This window comes from Streptomyces rectiviolaceus (assembly GCF_039533825.1).
Classification (GTDB): Bacteria; Actinomycetota; Actinomycetes; order Streptomycetales; family Streptomycetaceae; genus Streptomyces; species Streptomyces rectiviolaceus.
The window spans coordinates 100,102-116,365 of the sequence record NZ_BAAAUG010000022.1; the positions used below are offsets into that span (position 1 = coordinate 100,102).

Below are 16,264 nucleotides of genomic sequence, written 5' to 3' on the forward strand. Positions count from 1 at the left end.
GGGTGCCACAGCGCCCGGCGGACGGCTATCCGTTCCGGCCCCCGAGCACGATCGTGCGGGCGATGTCCAGGGTGAGGCGCTGCCAGGGGTCCTGGGGGTCGCGGGACGTGATGTCGCGGACGCGGCGCAGGCGGTAGCGCACGGACTGGGGGTGCAGGTGCAGCTCGCGGGCCGCTGCGTTGGCGGAGCCGGTGTCGATGTACGCGGTGAGGGCTTCCAGGAGGTGACGTTGGGCGCGGTCCACGAGGGGGCCGAGGACGATGCGGCCGATCTGGTCGGGGCTCACCACGGGGTGCCCCGCGAGCAGTGCGAGGACGTGCGCGTCGGCGTCGGCGAGGACCCGGTCGGTGTGGTGGGCGTGCGGGGGAGCGGTGTCCAGGGCGCCCGCGGCGAGCCGGTGGGCGACCGCGACACGGTCCAGGCTCTCGCCCGAGATCACGCAGCCGCGCCAGGCGTACCGGCGCAGCACGTCGGGTACGGCGCCGGCGGACGCGGCAGGAAGGAGCAGGACGGCCCGCGAACCGTGGGTCGCCGCGAGGGACGTGCCCCGCGCCCCGCCGCCACCGAGGGCGGCGAGCAGGGCGGTCGACGCGGTGAGGGAGATGTCGGAGGAACCGCCGTCCAGGACGCCATGGTCCACCGGTTCCGCCACCAACAGGCAGTAGCGCTCGGGGAGTTGAACGCCAAGGCGTGACGCCCTCGCGCTGAGCGCGCCCAACGACGCGTGCCGGCCCGCGATCAGGTCGTCGAGCAGCAGCTGCAGCGACCTGTCGCGGTCACCCGTGAGGCGTTCGCTGGTGGCCGCGTACGCCGTCGTCATCTCCTCGGAAATGGTGTCCATGGCGGTGAGCAGCAGTTGGGTGAGGGCGAAGGCGTCCTTCGCGGACAGCTGCGGCGCGCGGGCGGCGACCTCGTCCGCGAGCACCGCGGCCGCCACCCGGTAGGCGCGAAGGACGGCCTGCAAGGGGCGGCCGTCAGCCGCCCGCGCCGCCGCGATCCCGCGGAAGCGCCGCAGCTCGGCGTCGCCGATCGCACCGTCCGTGACCCAGTGGTCGAGGAGGAGGTCCGTCGCCTCGGGAAACCTGCTGCCGTCGAGCGCCGTGTACGCCGGAACCTGCTCGTGCACCGCGTCGACGACCGCCTCGACGAGGCGGGGATCGGCCAGGAGTTCCTGCCGGACGCGTTCCCGCTTGTTTGTCACAGGGTGATAGTCCCATCGGAAAAGGGTGCGTACGACCATGGACGGGGCTTGTCACAGTGGCAAGGATCGTCGGGTAGACAGCGCAGTCTCACGGAGACGGGACGGGACCCACCACATGACGACCTCGCCGAACTGGGCCGACTTCCAGTACGAGATCTATCTCAACGGCATGACAGGCGCCGTACCCCGCCTGCCCACCGATCTGACCCGCCTCGAAGAGCTGACCGAGCAGCGGCTCGGGCCGGGCCCCGTCGGCTATGTCGCGGGAAGCGCGGGCAACGGCAGCACCGCCCGCGCCAACCGCGAGGCGCTCGACCGGCGCCGGATCGTGCCGCGCATGCTGCGCGACGTACACGAACGCGATCTGTCCGTGGAGGTGCTCGGCCACCGGCTGCCCGCGCCGCTCGCCCTCGCGCCCGTCGGCGTCCTGTCGATCATGCACCCGGAGGGCGAGTCCGCCGCCGCACGCGCGGCAGCGGCCCGCGGCGTCCCGTACATCCTGTCCTCCGCCTCCAGCACCCCCATGGAGCAGGTGGCCAAGGAGATGGGGGACGGGCAGCGGTGGTTCCAGCTGTACTGGGCCAAGGACCGTGACGTCACCAAGAGCTTCCTCGACCGGGCGAAGGCCTCGGGCTTCACCGCGCTGGTCGTCACGCTCGACACCCCGCTCCTTGCCTGGCGACCGCGCGACCTCGACCAGGCGTATCTGCCCTTCCTGCACGGCGTGGGCACCGCGAACTACTTCAGCGACCCGGCGTTCCTGGCGGGCCTCGCCAAGCCGGTGCACGAGGACCCGAACGCGGCCGTGATGCACTTCGTCGGCATGTTCGCCGACCCCGCGAAGACCTGGCCGGACCTGGCGTTCCTGCGCGAGAACTGGGACGGCCCGATCGTCCTCAAGGGCATCCTGCACCCGGACGACGCGCGCCGCGCCGCCGACGCCGGCATGGACGGGGTGGTGGTCTCCAACCACGGCGGGCGCCAGGTCGCGGGCTCCGTCGCGGCGGCCGACGCGCTGCCCCGCGTCGTGGAGGCGGTCGGCGACCGGCTCACTGTCCTGTTCGACAGCGGCATCCGCACCGGCGACGACATCTTCAAGGCACTCGCGCTCGGCGCGGAGGCCGTGCTCGTGGGCCGTCCTTACGCCTATGGGCTCGGCCTGGACGGCCAGGCGGGCGTCGACCACGTGATCCGCTGTCTGCTCGCCGAACTCGACCTCACCCTTGCCCTGTCCGGACACGCCGGGCCCGGCACGCTCACCCCCGACGACCTGATCGAGGAGACCGCATGACCGCCGTGAAGAACGTCCTCGCCATCGTCTCGCCCCACGTGGGCGGCCGCGCGGCCGGAGGCGCCCTCGCCGGGCTGCTTCCCGCGTCGGCGCACGTCACCGTCGTGGAGTCGGCCGACGAGGACCCCGCGGCCCTGCACGAGGCGCACGTCATCATCACCGGCCTCGCGCCCGTCACCGCCGAGCACATCGCCGCGGCCCCGGACCTTGAGGTCGTCCAGTGCGCGAGCCACGGCTTCGACTACGTCGACGTGGACGCCGCCCGCGCACGCTCCGTCTCCGTCTGCTCGATCGGCTCCAGCGGCGCCGAGAAGCAGAACGTGGCCGAGCAGACCTTCGCCCTCATGCTGGCCCTCGCCAAGCAGCTGATCCCGGCGCACACCGCTCTCGTCGAGGCCGACTGGGCGCTGCCCCGTCTCCAGCGGTCCATCACGGAACTCTCCGGCAAGACGCTCGGAATCATCGGCCTCGGCAACATCGGCGAGGAAGTCGCCCGCCGCGCGGTCGTGTTCGACATGGGCATCGTCTACGCGGGACCCAGGCCGGTGGCAGCGGAGAAGGAGGCCCGGCTCGGCGGCGCGCGCCACGTCGAACTCGACGAGCTGCTCCGTACGTCCGACTACGTCACCCTGCACGCCCCGCTCACGAAGGACACCCGTCACCTCCTGGACGCCGAGCGGCTCGCCCTCCTGAAGCCGACGGCCTTCGTCATCAACACCTCCCGGGGCGCGCTCATCGACCAGGACGCCCTCGCCGACGCGCTCACGGCCGGCACGCTGGCCGGGGCGGGCATCGACGTCTTCGACCCCGAGCCGCCCACGGCCGCCCTGCGCCTCCTGAAGGCACCGAACGTGGTGCTGTCCCCGCACGTCGCGGGCGTCACACGCGAGACACTCGTCCGCATCGGCCTGGCCGCGATCCAGAACGTCGTCGGCCACTTGGACGGCAAGCCGTTGGGAGACGTCGTTTCCTGACGTCCGTTTCCTGACGTCCCGTCAATCACCTGTTGTGGCAGCGCACCAGAGGCCGCTGCCACAACAGCGGGCCGTGATCTACCAGATCGCCCCGACCCACTCGGGGTGGTCGACGAACGGGTTGCGGTTGTGCTGGAACTGGTCGTAGATCGCCTGGTTGCGGTTCTTCTCGAACGTGTCCGGCGGGTCCTCGTCGCTCCACTGCTTCAGCACGGACAGGCGTCCGATGGCGGGGGCGCTACCGTTGTCGACCTTGTCGTTGGGCTCGAGGTCGGCGAAGCCGTCCTCGCCGTCGTAGCGCACGGCCATGTAGAGGATCATCCGGGCCACGTCGCCCTTGACGGCGTCACGGGGCTCGAAGGAGTCGGCGTCGGTGTTGTTGCCCGGCGCCTCGCCGACCGCGCTGCCGCCGTTGTCGAAGTCCTTGTTGCCGCGGGTGCTGTTGACCGACACGTCCTCCGGGCGGAGGTGGTGGATGTCGGTCCCCGGGCCGGTCGCGGTGCCGAAGTCGCCGTGGGACTTGGCCCAGACGTGCTCACGGTTCCACTGGTCCGGGTCGCCGCCGTTGCTGTCCTTGCTCTGCGAGCGGCCGGTGTAGAGGAGGATCACGTTGCCGCTGTTGGCCGGGTCCTCGTCGGTGACCTTCAGTGCGTCCCAGACCTGGTCGTACGAGAGCTTGGTCTGGTCGCTGATGATCGTGTGCAGGGCGCTCTTCAGCTCCGGACCGGTCTTGCCGAGCGCGTCCTGGTAGTACGTGTCGTCATAGGCGCCTGCGGATGCCGCGGTCGGCGTGGGGGCCGTGGTCGCGGCGTCGGCGGCGGCCGGGAGGGTGATCCCGACGAGGACCGCGGCGGCCGTCATGGCAAGCGGTTTCCAGCGACGTATGTGAGGGACGGGCATGTGGGGGTGTCCTCTCCCGGAGGCTCGCGCACCGCGGATCCCTCCAACAGGGCCTGCGTTCTACGCGAGTTGACAAGTGGGCCAACGGGAGAGTGGCACGGGTGAGTGCGTCACTGTATGAACGTTGTGGGTCGACCGTGTGACGATGTCATGGACGCGACATGCGGGGCGAACCGGACGATCTCATGGCTTGTGCACGCCGTCGAGCCACTTCTGGTGACCCGGTGGTCCGTGGTCTACAGGGGACGGACGGTGAGCATCTGCTGCGCGTGTCCGACGGGGCCGGTGATGTCGTGCAGCACGGTGCTGGTGATGCCCTGGCCGGTGGGTCCGAAGGCCACCGTGGTGTCGAGTCCGGTCCAATCGCCTTCGGGCTGACGGTGCAGGTGGACGGTGAGGTCGACGTTGGGGAACATCCAGGCGGTGGGCTGCTCGCGTACGGCGATGCCGTTGGCCGTGTCGACCAGCGCGATGTAGGACGCGAGCGTGCTCGCGGTCTGCCCGGCGACGAGGTCGAGGTCGGTGGAGATCCACGCCGTCGTACGGCCCGGCTGCGGGGGCGCGAGGGGGCGGACGTCCAGCGAGGCGATGTACCCGCCGGGCCACAAGGAAGCCATGGGCCAAGGCTCGAGTGCCTCGGGCGGGGTGAGCCTTTCGGCGCCGCCGCCGCCGGCGACGGCGCCGGTGTCGATCGAGGCGAGGAGCCAGGCCCGGGCGCGTACCACCGGACGGTCGGCCATGAGCACGACGGCTTCGAGCAGTTCGATGGTGCGGCCTGGCCGGATCGTCTCCACCCGGATCTCGCACTCGTCGAGAGCGGGGCGCCCGAGGATGTCGAAGCTGATCCGGGACAGGACAAGGCCGCTGTCCGGCCTGGCCGCCAGGTGCCGGTCGATGGCGTGGACGATGAGGCCGCCGAGCGGGCTGAAGTGCTGTTCGTCGGAGGCCCAGGCGCCGCCGACGTGGGGCGTGGGCTTGTAGCGGTGCTCGTCGATGGGCTCGTAGTAGCTGCCGGTGTTCAACGGGTGCTTCCCTCTCGGCCTTTGCGGACGCGGAACGGGACGGCCGCAGGGCGTCGGGCTGTACGGGTCCCGGTGTCCGAAGATCGTACGTGCCGGAAGGAGAGCGAGGCTGACGGCTACTGAAGGCCGTTGAGGTAGTGCTCCCCGATGTCACGGAGGCGGTGCGCGGCGGAGCTGTGCGCCGTCAGGGCGCGGGCGTTGCGCCAGAACCTGTCGAGGCCGGGATCGGTCGAAGGGGAGGGCGCGTCGGCGGTGAGTTCGAGGACGCGGGTGGTGATGTGCAGGGCGGCCCGCGTCGTGACCGCTTCCGCCGCGCCCACGAGGAACGCGATGTCGGCACGCTCGTCGGCGCCGAGCGCGGGCCCCGTCGCCAGGCCCTGGGCCAACGCCTCCGTCGCGCGTTCCGCCACCGCAGCGGCGCTGTGCGCTGCCGTCGCCAACTCGCCGTAGGCAAGCAGCAGATAGGGGTCGGTGGGCGGCAGCCCGCAGTCTCCTCCGTTGTCGAGAGCGGCCAACGGGCCGGGGCGCGGCAGGGCACGGCTGATGTCCCGCGCCTCGGCCAGGGCGCCCTCCGCGTTGCCCAGACCGACCTGGACGAGCAGGAGACGGCGGGCGAGTGGGGCGAGCGCGGTGAACGGTGAGATCTCGTGCTCGTCGACGGGGACCGTGCCGAGCACCTGGTGCGCGGCCACCGGTACGCCGTCGTAGCTGACTCCGCCCGCGCCGCTCAGACGCTGGCCGAGCAGGTCGTGCGCCGGTTCGGCCTGGACGCCGGGATGGGCAGGGTCCACATGGACGACCACCCATGCGCCGCTGTCCGTGCGCCGCGCCGTGTGGACGAGCCGGTCCGCGACGGCGACGCCCGCGGTCAGGGACCGCCGACCGTGCAGGACGTACCCGTCGGCGCCGTCGGCGGCCGGGGCGAGCGCGAGGTCGGTGTCCGTCTGCGCGTCCGGCAGTTCGATGTCGCCGCCCCAGAGCCACTGCTCCTGTACGGCGCGCAGTTCGAGTGCGTCGGCGTCCTCGGGCGTACCGAAGAGGCGCGGACTCCACGACAGGGCGTGGTGGTGCGCGAGGAGTTCCGCGATGGAGCTGTCCGCCGCCGCGATGTCCCTGACCGCCGTACACGCCGTGCGCCAGTCGCTGCCCCGGCCGTCCGGACCGTCCTGGCCTGCCGGCGTCAGGAGCGCGGGAAGGCCCGCCTCGCGCAGCCGCGAGACCTCGTCGAACGGGGGCTTGCCCGCCCGGTCGCGCAGGTCCGCGTCGACGGCGAGGTCGTCGGCGAGTTCCCGGATGACGCGCGGCGAGGCGGAGGGGATCAGCGTTGTCACGGGGACGCCTCACAGATTCCTAGTTTCCCTACCTGATTGATAGGAATAGTGGGCGCGAACTCCTGCCGCGACAAGGGGGTGTTCAAGGGGCGGACCGCGGTGTCTCGGTGTGTGGGATCGCGAGGGTCGGCCGGACGGTGGCCCTTCCTGCCTCTTGTCCTGCGGACCGTCCCGCGGCCGGAGCGAAATTCGGTTACGGAACCACGGTCCGGGTGCCTAGCATCCGACCATGCCAAGACCTTCCGGGTTCACCTATGAGCAGCATTCCGACGCCAGTGTGACGATCACTCATCACGGCCGTGCGGCAGGCACGCTGCGTGGTGCGCGCGCCGAGAAGTTCCTCGCCGAGGTCGAGTCGGGCGATGCCCAGCTGGTGATGGCCCGCTGGACGGGCGCGTACAAGCACGGCAACGAACGCACCGCGCGCAACCACCCGCGCAACCGGGGCTAGGGCTTCAGAGGGGTGGGATGGGAGGCGTGGGGGCTATGGGGCTGATCGAGCGGCTGTGGGCAGCGGGGGAGATGCCCTTCCGCGACGGGCTGTACCGGTCGGACGACACCGGCCTTGAGGTCTACGTGGACGGTCCCGGTGCGTATCACCCGGACGCGCGGCAGCCGATCCCCTTCTGTCTGGGGGAGCCGGTCGACGTGGCCCGGGCCGTCGAGGAGGACGGTGTCACCGAGGCACACCCCTGCTTCGAGAGTCCGCTGCCGGACGGAGCGGGCTGGATGTCCGGCGGGGGCAGCGGAATGGGCAACATCGGCTACCTCGCCCGTCTCGACGCCGACCGCTCCTTGCTGTGGGTCGCCGTCATGTTCTGCTCCAACCCGTTCGTGGGCGTACGCCTTGAAGGAGCGAGGGCCGTCTTCACCAACGACTGGGGAAACCAACTGGCCCTCGACCTCGCCGGGCCCGCTCCGGCCTGAAGGGCTGAGGGGTTGTGGGCCTAAGGGTTCGTCCAGGCCGCGGGATCCGAGGCGAGCGCCGTGACCGTGGTGGGGAGTTCGGCGCCCGCGACGTCGGCCAGGGACACGCCCTCCAGGATCTGGCGGACATTCGCCCGCAGGGCGATCCACAGCGGCAGCAGCGATTCCGCGGGCCCGCTGTAAGCCAGCTCCGGCGGGCGCACTCCGCGTACCGAGACCAAGGGGCCCTCCACGACGCGGATGACGTCGGCGATGCTGATGCGGTCCGCAGGCCTGGCCAGGCGGTAGCCGCCGTTGCCGCCGCGCTGGCTGAGGACGAGACCACCGCGCCTCATGTCGTTGAGGATGCCTTCGAGGAACTTGTGCGGGATCTCCTGGGCGTCCGCGATGGCCTCGGCCTTCAGCGGCCCGTCGTCCTGGCACGCGGCGAGTTGCAGCGCGGCACGTACCGCGTAGTCCGCCCTGGCTGAGATCCGCATGGCCGCATTATGCTGCACCGCCCTGAACGGCACGTATCGCCCCTGGTCATGGCCGGTCATGACCGTGCGGATCTCGTCCGGATTCTCCGGGGCGGGCAGGAGCGACCCCGATGCCGGGCTCATTGCAGGGTCGTGAAGCGGGCGGGGGAGGCCTTGACCACGCTTCCGGCGGGCGCCCATGCTCCAGGACATGACCGCGATGACCCCTCTCGTCCCGCGGCTCCACGTGGACCTGGGCCGCCTCGCCTCCGAGGCGTGTCGTCTGCACGTGGCCTGAACCGCCGCCTTCCCTTGCTTCGGCTTCGGCTTCTGCTGCTTCTGCGGCTTCTCTCTTTCCTCGCGTCCTCACGCCTCAACTCGGGTGGACATCAACGCCGTATGCGTGCGCTGACCTCCCTCCGCTCCGAGCACACCCAACACCCAACACCCGCCCCACCGAAGGGATTTCAACCCCATGACCTCTGCACCCGTAGTGGAAACCCCCGAGACCCCCACCCACACCGTCCAGAAAGTAGGCGGCCGGATCGGCGCGGTGATAGCCGGGGTCCGCCTCGGCGGTGACCTGGACGAGGAGACCGTGACCGCCGTGCGCGCCGCGCTCCTCAAGCACAAGGTCGTCTTCTTCCGCGACCAGCAGCACCTCGACGGGGAGAGCCACGAGGCCTTCGCCCGGCTGCTCGGCACCCCTGTCGCCCATCCCACCGTGCCCTCGGTGGACGGCCGTTACGCCCTCGGCATCGACAACGACCACGGCGGCCGCGCCAACCAGTGGCACACCGACGTCACGTTCGTCCCCGCCTACCCGGCGTTCTCCATCCTCCGCGCCGAGGTCATCCCGCCGTACGGCGGCAACACCCTGTGGTCCAACACCGCCGCCGCGTACCGGGACCTGCCCGAGCCGCTGCGGATCCTCGCCGACAGCGTGCGCGGCGTGCACACCAATGACTACGACTACGCGGCCACCCGCCCCGGCGCCTCGTCCGCGGCGCTCGACCAGCACCGCAAGGTGTTCACCGCGGTCAAGTTCCAGACGGAGCACCCCGTGGTCCGCGTCCACCCCGAGACCCGTGAACGCACCCTGATCCTGGGCAACTTCCTGCAGAAGCTCAGCGGGTTCAGGGCCGCGGACTCCCGCGCCCTGATCGGCGTACTCCAGTCGCACGTGGAGCGGCCGGAGAACACGGTGCGCTGGCAGTGGCGCGCGGGCGACGTCGCCATCTGGGACAACCGCGCCACGCAGCACTACGGAGTCGACGACTCCGACGACCACGAGCGCACGCTGCGCCGCGTCACCATCGACGGCGACGTGCCGGTCGGTGTCGACGGCCGCCGATCGGTGCTCCTTGCCCCGGAGGCGGTGCCGGAGCCAGGCCACGGAATCGCATCCGGCGCATCCACCGACGGAACGGTCGCGGAGGCCTGAACCGACGGCGGTGTCCCCTTCGGCCACGATTCGGCACGCCTTCAATAAACCTGCACATCGAATACGCAGCCCAGTCACGCTATTCGGCGAACACTCCACAAGAAGTCTCGTGCATTGACCACAGGACTTGCGCTTTGATGCGAGAGTGTCCGCTTTGGTGGACGGAGTCCTTCCGCTCACGAGATTTCCTTCTGTGAATCTTGTGAAGGTGCTGCCCCCACGCGGTGAACATGCCTGCACGCAGCGGTGATTCGATGCCGCACGCACCCCAGGACGTCACCTCGTCGATTGGATGTACGACGTGCGAACGTGCTTTGATCCTGGCCACCGCGGAATTCGCACATCAGGTTCCGCAGTGTTTGGAAACACTTTTGCAACATTCATGAGAAGGGCAGCTCACACCATGAACTACACCCCCCAGGTCGAGACCCTCGAGATTTCCGACGCCGACCTCGACAACGTCTCGGGTGGCCTCTCCGCCAACGCCGTCGGCACCGTGACCGGCGCCGTCGACTCGATCGCCCCCGTCTCCTCCACCGTCGGCACGGCCGTCGGCATCGTCGAGGGCACCACCGGCCTGAACACGGCCCCCCTCGCGGGCCTGGCCACCAGCACGGTCGCCGGTCTCTGAGCATCTCGCTCACTGACGCACCATGATTCGTGAGCCCCGGAACACCCAGTTCCGGGGCTCACGGACGCCCTAGGCAAGATAGAGGAAGCGTTCCGTGCAGTTCCGTCAACAGGCCCTGTCCAAGCTGCAGTCGCCCGAGGAACTCGACCTGCCGGTGCGCTACGCCCGACCCCAGGGCCTGCTCGTGCTCGCCGTCACCGTCGTCGTCATGGCCGCCGCGAGCGTCTGGGCCGTGACGGGCTCGATCTCCTCCACGCTCAGGGCGCCCGGCATCCTCACCCACGGCCAGGGCAGTTACGTCCTGCAGAGCCCCGTCACCGGACAGGTGACCCGCGTCCTGGCCGACGAGGGCAAACGGGTCGCCGCGGGCGCTCCGGTGCTCAAAGTCCGTACGGACCAAGGCGACAAGGTCGTGCGCTCCATCGCCGCGGGCCGGGTGACCACGCTGGTCGCCAGGATCGGCACCGTCGTCACCACCGGCGCCGACGTCGCGACCGTCGAGCGTGTCTCGGGCGGCGACGACCCGCTCCTCGCGATGCTCTACGTACCCGCGGACAGCGCGGCCACTGTGCCCGTCGGCGCCTCGGTGGACCTCACCGTCCAGTCCGTGTCCACGGAGGAGTACGGCAAACTGCGCGGCCGCGTGAAGGCGATCGGCCGGGCCGCCCAGAGCCAACAGAAGATCAGCGGGTTCCTCGGCGACAAGGAACTGGCCGGGCAGTTCACCAAGGACGGGCCGCCCGTGGCCGTCCTCGTGAGCCTGGAAGCCTCCTCCGGCACCAAGTCCGGCTACAAGTGGTCATCCGCCGGCGGCCCGCCCTTCGCACTCGACTCCATGACCCTGGCCACCGGCGCCTTCCACCTCGCCGAGCAGCGCCCGATCGATTGGCTGCTTCCGTGACCGCACCGCACCCCTCCCCGGCGCACCAGCAGCAGTTGCCGCCCCCCGGCGGCCGTCGAAGGCACCGCCCCGAGCCCCCGCAGCGCAACCGCCGCCGGGCAGCGCCGCGCCCCGCGTCGAAGGGCAAGCGGCAGAAGACCGTCCGTACCCCCACCGTCCTGCAGATGGAAGCCGTGGAGTGCGGCGCCGCCGCCCTCGCCATGGTCCTGGCCCACTTCGGACGGCACGTCCCGCTGGAGGAGCTGCGCATCGCGTGCGGCGTCTCCCGCGACGGCTCGCGGGCCAGCAACCTCCTGAAGGCGGCGCGCAGTTACGGCCTCACGGCCAAGGGCATGCAGATGGAACCGGCCGCCCTCGCCGAGGTGAAGGCGCCCGCGATCCTCTTCTGGGAGTTCAACCACTACGTCGTCTACGACGGCATGGGGCGCCGCCTCGGCCGCCGCGGCGTGCACATCAACGACCCGGACAAGGGGCGGCGCTTCGTCCCCTCGGAGGACTTCGACACCAGCTTCACCGGTGTCGTCCTGGTCCTCGAACCGGGCGAGAACTTCCGTACGGGAGGCCGCAAGCCCGGCGTCATGCGGGCGATGCCCGCGCGGCTGCGCGGCACCACCGGCACCATGCTCGCCGCGCTCTTCGCCAGCCTGCTGCTCGTCGCGGTCGGCGCGGCGCTGCCCGCGCTCAGCCGTACGTACATCGACCTGTTCCTGATCGGCAATCAGACCTCCCTGCTCGGCGCGCTGTTCGCGTCGATGGGCGCGATGGTCGGGCTCACCGTGGTCCTGACCTGGCTGCAACAGGCGAACCTGCTGCGCGGCCGCATCATCTCCTCCACGCTGAGCAGCGCCCGCTTCCTGCGCCATCTGCTGCGCCTGCCCGTCACGTTCTACGCCCAGCGCAGCCCGGCCGACCTCGTCCAGCGGCTCGCGTCCAACGACGCGGTCGCCGAGACCCTGGCCCGGGACCTCACGGCCGCCGGGGTCGACGGCATTGTCGTACTCCTCTACGCGGCCCTGCTGTGGACGTACGACCCCCAGCTCACCCTCGTCGGCGTCGGCATCGCCCTCCTGAACATCGTCGCGATGCGCATCGTCATCCGGCTGCGGGCCACCGGCACCCAGAAGCTGCGCGCCGACAGCGCCAAGCTCACCAACACCTCGTACACCGGCCTGCAGTTGATCGAGACGATGAAGGCCACCGGAGGCGAGAACGGCTACTTCCGGCGGTGGGCGGGCCAGCACGCCACCACCCTGGAGGAGCAGCAGCGCCTCGGTGTGCCGAGCGCCTGGCTCGGCGTCGTCGCGCCGACCCTCGCCACGCTCAACAGCGCGCTGATCCTGTGGATCGGCGGCCTGCGCGCGGTGGAAGGGCATCTGTCCATCGGTCTGCTCGTCGCGTTCCAGGCGCTCGTCACGCGCTTCACCGCGCCGATCACCCGCCTGAACGGCGTCGCGGGCCGGATCCAGGACTTCGGCGCCGACGTCGCCCGCCTCAAGGACGTTGAGAACTTCCCCGTCGACACGCTCTACTCCCGCCCCGAGCCGGAGGCGAGCACCCGACGCCTCAAGGGCCACGTCACGCTCGACGACATCACCTTCGGCTACAGCCCCCTAGACAAGCCGCTCCTGACCGGCTTCTCCCTCTCGGTCGGACCCGGCCAGCAGGTCGCGCTCGTCGGCGGCTCCGGCAGCGGCAAGTCGACCGTCTCCCGGCTGATCTCGGGGCTCTACAGCCCCTGGGAGGGGACCATCCGTATCGACGGGCAGCGTCTGGAGGACATCCCGCGCGGTGCGCTCGCCGCCTCCGTCTCCTTCGTCGACCAGGACGTCTTCCTCTTCGAGGGCACCATCCGCGACAACGTCGCACTGTGGGACCCCTCCATCCCGGACGACGCCGTCGTCGCCGCCCTCAAGGACGCCTGCCTGTACGAGGTCGTGGCCCGCAGGCCCGGCGGCATCCACGGCCGCGTCGAGCAGGACGGCCGCAACTTCTCCGGCGGCCAGCGCCAGCGCCTGGAGATCGCCAGGGCCCTGGTCCGCCGCCCCAGCATCCTCGTCCTCGACGAGGTGACAAGCGCCCTGGACGCGGAGACCGAGCAGGTCATCATCGACAACCTGCGCCGCCGCGGCTGCGCCTGCGTCGTCATCGCGCACCGCCTGAGCACCGTGCGCGACAGCGACGAGATCGTCGTCCTGGACCACGGCTCGATCGTGGAACGCGGACGCCACGAACACCTCGTCGCCGCCGGCGGACCCTACGCCGACCTGGTCAAGGAGCACTGAGGTGACCTCGGTACCGGAGCAGTACACCCAGGCCGCGTACAACGACGACGCGGTCGCCGCCGCCTTCGGCGCGCTCGGCACACCGGCCGACTGCACGGGCCTGCGCAGCGTGCATCTCGAAGGCCCGCAGGTGCTCTGGCTCGTCGTGGCCGGCGCGCTCGACCTGTTCGCGGTCGACGCCGTGCAGCAGGGCCACTGGCACTTCCTCGGCCGCCTCGAACCGGGCACCCTGCTCCTCGGCCCCGTCGAGGGCCCGCAGCACACCCTCGTCGGACGCCCCCTCCAGGGCTGCGAACTGCGCCGGATCCCGCTGCGCGAGCTCTACCGCCCCGACTACGGCGACACCTGGGCGTACGAGCAGCAGTACCCGAGTCAGTACGACACCCAGGACCAGGCCCTGAGTCTCCTGGAGCACGCCTTCGCGCTCGGCATCGGACGCAGCCACCGGGTCCTCTTCGAGGCGCCGCTCGACGGCCGCACCATGGGCGACGACGTGGTGACCGACGACGACATCCTCTGGATGCCGGTCGCGCCAGGGAGCGTGCAGTACGGCTCCGCCTACAGCGCCGAGGCCGCGGGCGATCTGCTTGTCGACGCCGCCATGTGGCAGCGCATGGTCAACCAGCAGTACCGGCTGCTCTCGACCCTCGACCGCTGGATCGAGCGCCTGGAGCGGGCCCACGAGGACCGCACGGCGGCCGGCATCAAGGCGGGCGAGACGGTCCGCGCGCAGGCCGACCGCACCCTGATCGACTCCATCGGCCGCTCCGGCAGGGGCGGTGCACGCCGCAGCGAATCCCGGGGCGGTGACGACGCGACGTACGCGGCCTGCCGTCTTGTCGCAGAGGCGGCGGGCATCACACTGTCCGGCGCGGCGGAGGGTGGTGCGGTCAGCGACCGGATCGACCCGGTGGAGCAGGTCGCGGTGGCCTCGCGCATCCGCACCCGCGCCGTACGGCTCGACGGGCGCTGGTGGCGGGAGAACACCGGCCCGCTGGTCGGGCATCGCGCGGCCAGCGGGGCGCCGGTCGCGCTGCTGTGGCGGCGGGGCGGCTACGAGTCCGTGCACCCCACATCCGGGCGGCGCATGCGGATCGACCAGAGCAACGCGGACGAGTTCGAACCGCAGGCGGTGATGTTCTACCGCCCCTTGCCCGAGGGGACGTTGACGCCGTGGAGCCTTTTCCGCTTCAGCATGAAGGGCACCGGCGTCGACGTACGCAATCTGGCGATCGCCGGTGTGGTGACGGTCGCGATCGGGGCGCTCGTGCCGATCGCGACAGGCCAAGTCCTCGGCGTGTTCGTCCCGAACGGCGAGAAGAGCCTCATCGTCCAGGTGTCCCTGGCCGTGATGATCACGAGCATCGTCTCGGCGGCCTTCATGCTGCTCCAGAACCTCACCATCCTCAGGATGGAAGGCCGCATGGAGAGCGCCCTCCAACCGGCGGTCTGGGACCGGCTGTTGCGCCTGCCCACGCGCTTCTTCGCCTCGCGCTCCACCGGTGAACTGGCGAGCGCGGCGATGGGCGTCAGCGCGATCCGCCGGGTCCTTTCGGGCATCGGCCCCGTCGCGCTGCAGGCGGGCTCGATCGGCGCGATGAACCTGGTCCTGCTGCTGCTCTACAGCGTCCCCCTGGCGCTTGCCGCGCTGGCGATGCTGGCCGTCATCGCGGCGGTGTTCCTCACACTCGGCCTGTGGGAACTGCGCTGGCAGCGCCGCCTGGTGGAGCTGAGCAACAAGCTCAACAACCAAGCCTTCCAGACACTGCGCGGCCTGCCCAAACTCCGCGTCGCAGGCGCGGAGAGCTTCGCGTACGCGGCGTGGGCGGGCGAGTTCGCACGCAGCCGGGAGCTGCAACAGCGCGCGGGCCGCATCAAGAACGTCACGACGGTCCTCAACTCGGTCTACCTCCCGCTCTGCACGCTCATCATGTTCATCCTCCTCGCGGGCCCGGCCCGCGGCAGTCTCACCGCGGGGGAGTTCCTCACCTTCAGCACGGCGGTGACGATGCTCCTGACGTCAGTCACACAGCTCACCGGCGCGCTGCTCTCCGCCGCCGCGGTCCTTCCGATGTTCGAGCAGATCAAGCCGGTGCTCGACGAGGCGCCCGAGGTGCGGGGCGCGAGCACGCAGCCGGGCGAGCTGCAGGGCGAGATCGAGGCCCGCGCACTCTCGTTCCGCTACGCGGACGACGGCCCCTTGGTCCTTGACGATGTGTCCCTGGCCATCCGGCCGGGCGAGTTCGTGGCGGTCGTGGGCCCCAGCGGCTGCGGCAAGTCGACACTGCTCCGCCTTCTGATCGGCTTCGACAAGCCCGTCTCGGGCAGCGTCCTCTACGACGGTCAGGACCTCTCGGCCCTGGACCAGGCGGCCGTCCGCCGCCAGTGCGGCGTCGTCCTGCAGAACGCCCAGCCGCTCACCGGCTCGATCCTGGACTGCATCTGCGGCGCCGAGACGTTCACGCAGGAGGAGGCGTGGGAGGCCGCGGCGATGGCAGGCCTCGCCGAGGACATCAAGCGCATGCCGATGGGCCTGCACACGATGATCTCCGGCGGCGGCGCGGTCTCCGGCGGCCAACGCCAGCGCCTGATGATCGCCCAGGCCCTGATCCGCCGCCCCCGCGTGCTCTTCTTCGACGAGGCGACGAGCGCCCTGGACAACGAGACGCAACGCACGGTCATCGACAGCACCCGCGCCCTGAACGCCACCCGCATCGTCATCGCCCACCGCCTCTCCACGGTGATGGACGCCGACCGCGTGATCGTCATGTCGGAGGGCCGCGTCGTCCAACAGGGGCCGCCCGCACAGTTGTTGGCGGACACGGGTGGGCGGTTGCACGAGCTGGTGCGGCGGCAGATGCAGTGAGAGTCGTGCCGCCGCACGAACGCATCAGTCGGTGCG

At 70.7% G+C, this 16,264-nt stretch carries 14 protein-coding genes; 9 read left to right on the top strand and 5 right to left on the bottom strand.

The genetic code is table 11. The features are described 5' to 3' along the window. Positions 1-25 precede the first annotated feature (25 nt). Positions 26-1,201 carry a PucR family transcriptional regulator gene (locus tag ABD378_RS06190; RefSeq protein WP_344519397.1) on the bottom strand — a complete coding sequence of 392 codons (1,176 nt, stop codon included), beginning with the start codon at positions 1,199-1,201 and terminating at the stop codon, positions 26-28. 115 nt (positions 1,202-1,316) lie between these two features. On the opposite strand from ABD378_RS06190, the gene ABD378_RS06195 reads away from it, so the two are divergent. After that, positions 1,317-2,492: a lactate 2-monooxygenase gene (locus ABD378_RS06195; protein ID WP_344519398.1), complete on the top strand. Its 1,176-nt coding sequence runs from the start codon at positions 1,317-1,319 to the stop codon at positions 2,490-2,492. After that, on the top strand, positions 2,489-3,466 hold the full coding sequence (locus ABD378_RS06200; protein ID WP_344519399.1) for a 2-hydroxyacid dehydrogenase: 978 nt from the start codon (positions 2,489-2,491) through the stop codon (positions 3,464-3,466). The genes ABD378_RS06195 and ABD378_RS06200 overlap by 4 nt, the downstream gene beginning before the upstream one ends. 78 nt (positions 3,467-3,544) lie before the next feature. Here the strand turns inward: ABD378_RS06200 and ABD378_RS06205 are convergent, their stop codons facing one another. The 3 genes from ABD378_RS06205 to ABD378_RS06215 all read right to left on the bottom strand — a co-directional run bounded on the left by ABD378_RS06205 (position 3,545) and on the right by ABD378_RS06215 (position 6,719). Then, positions 3,545-4,366 carry an endonuclease I family protein gene (locus ABD378_RS06205; RefSeq protein ID WP_344519400.1) on the bottom strand — a complete coding sequence of 274 codons (822 nt, stop codon included), beginning with the start codon at positions 4,364-4,366 and terminating at the stop codon, positions 3,545-3,547. 236 nt (positions 4,367-4,602) lie between these two features. Further along, positions 4,603-5,388, bottom strand: a complete 786-nt coding sequence (locus ABD378_RS06210; protein WP_344519401.1) for a thioesterase family protein — start codon at positions 5,386-5,388, stop codon at positions 4,603-4,605. Between the two features lie 116 nt (positions 5,389-5,504). Further along, on the bottom strand, positions 5,505-6,719 hold the full coding sequence (locus ABD378_RS06215; protein ID WP_344519402.1) for an acyl-CoA dehydrogenase family protein: 1,215 nt from the start codon (positions 6,717-6,719) through the stop codon (positions 5,505-5,507). A 229-nt stretch (positions 6,720-6,948) separates the two neighbouring features. Here ABD378_RS06215 and ABD378_RS06220 point away from each other — a divergent pair, with 229 nt between their 5' ends. Both ABD378_RS06220 and ABD378_RS06225 read left to right on the top strand, forming a co-directional pair. Next, positions 6,949-7,170: a hypothetical protein gene (locus tag ABD378_RS06220; protein WP_344519403.1), complete on the top strand. Its 222-nt coding sequence runs from the start codon at positions 6,949-6,951 to the stop codon at positions 7,168-7,170. A 35-nt stretch (positions 7,171-7,205) separates the two neighbouring features. Beyond that, positions 7,206-7,646 (top strand): hypothetical protein, encoded by a 441-nt coding sequence (locus ABD378_RS06225; protein WP_344519404.1) that lies wholly within the window; start codon positions 7,206-7,208, stop codon positions 7,644-7,646. 20 nt (positions 7,647-7,666) lie between these two features. On the opposite strand, the gene ABD378_RS06230 is transcribed toward ABD378_RS06225, so the two are convergent. Next, positions 7,667-8,125: an RrF2 family transcriptional regulator gene (locus ABD378_RS06230; RefSeq protein WP_344519406.1), complete on the bottom strand. Its 459-nt coding sequence runs from the start codon at positions 8,123-8,125 to the stop codon at positions 7,667-7,669. A 454-nt stretch (positions 8,126-8,579) separates the two neighbouring features. On the opposite strand from ABD378_RS06230, the gene ABD378_RS06235 reads away from it, so the two are divergent. The 5 genes from ABD378_RS06235 to ABD378_RS06255 all read left to right on the top strand — a co-directional run bounded on the left by ABD378_RS06235 (position 8,580) and on the right by ABD378_RS06255 (position 16,228). Continuing rightward, entirely contained in the window at positions 8,580-9,548 is a 969-nt protein-coding gene (locus tag ABD378_RS06235) for a TauD/TfdA dioxygenase family protein (protein WP_344519407.1), read from the top strand. 403 nt (positions 9,549-9,951) lie between these two features. Beyond that, positions 9,952-10,179 carry a type A2 lantipeptide gene (locus ABD378_RS06240; RefSeq protein WP_344519408.1) on the top strand — a complete coding sequence of 76 codons (228 nt, stop codon included), beginning with the start codon at positions 9,952-9,954 and terminating at the stop codon, positions 10,177-10,179. A 94-nt stretch (positions 10,180-10,273) separates the two neighbouring features. Beyond that, a complete protein-coding gene (locus ABD378_RS06245; RefSeq protein ID WP_344519410.1) occupies positions 10,274-11,080 on the top strand; it encodes a biotin/lipoyl-containing protein in 807 nt (268 codons plus the stop codon). Beyond that, positions 11,077-13,362, top strand: coding sequence for an NHLP family bacteriocin export ABC transporter peptidase/permease/ATPase subunit (locus ABD378_RS06250; RefSeq protein ID WP_344519411.1), 2,286 nt, complete (start codon positions 11,077-11,079; stop codon positions 13,360-13,362). Before ABD378_RS06245 ends, ABD378_RS06250 begins: the two co-directional genes overlap by 4 nt. 1 nt (position 13,363) lies before the next feature. Continuing rightward, on the top strand, positions 13,364-16,228 hold the full coding sequence (locus tag ABD378_RS06255; RefSeq protein ID WP_344519413.1) for an NHLP bacteriocin export ABC transporter permease/ATPase subunit: 2,865 nt from the start codon (positions 13,364-13,366) through the stop codon (positions 16,226-16,228). Positions 16,229-16,264: the final 36 nt, after the last annotated feature.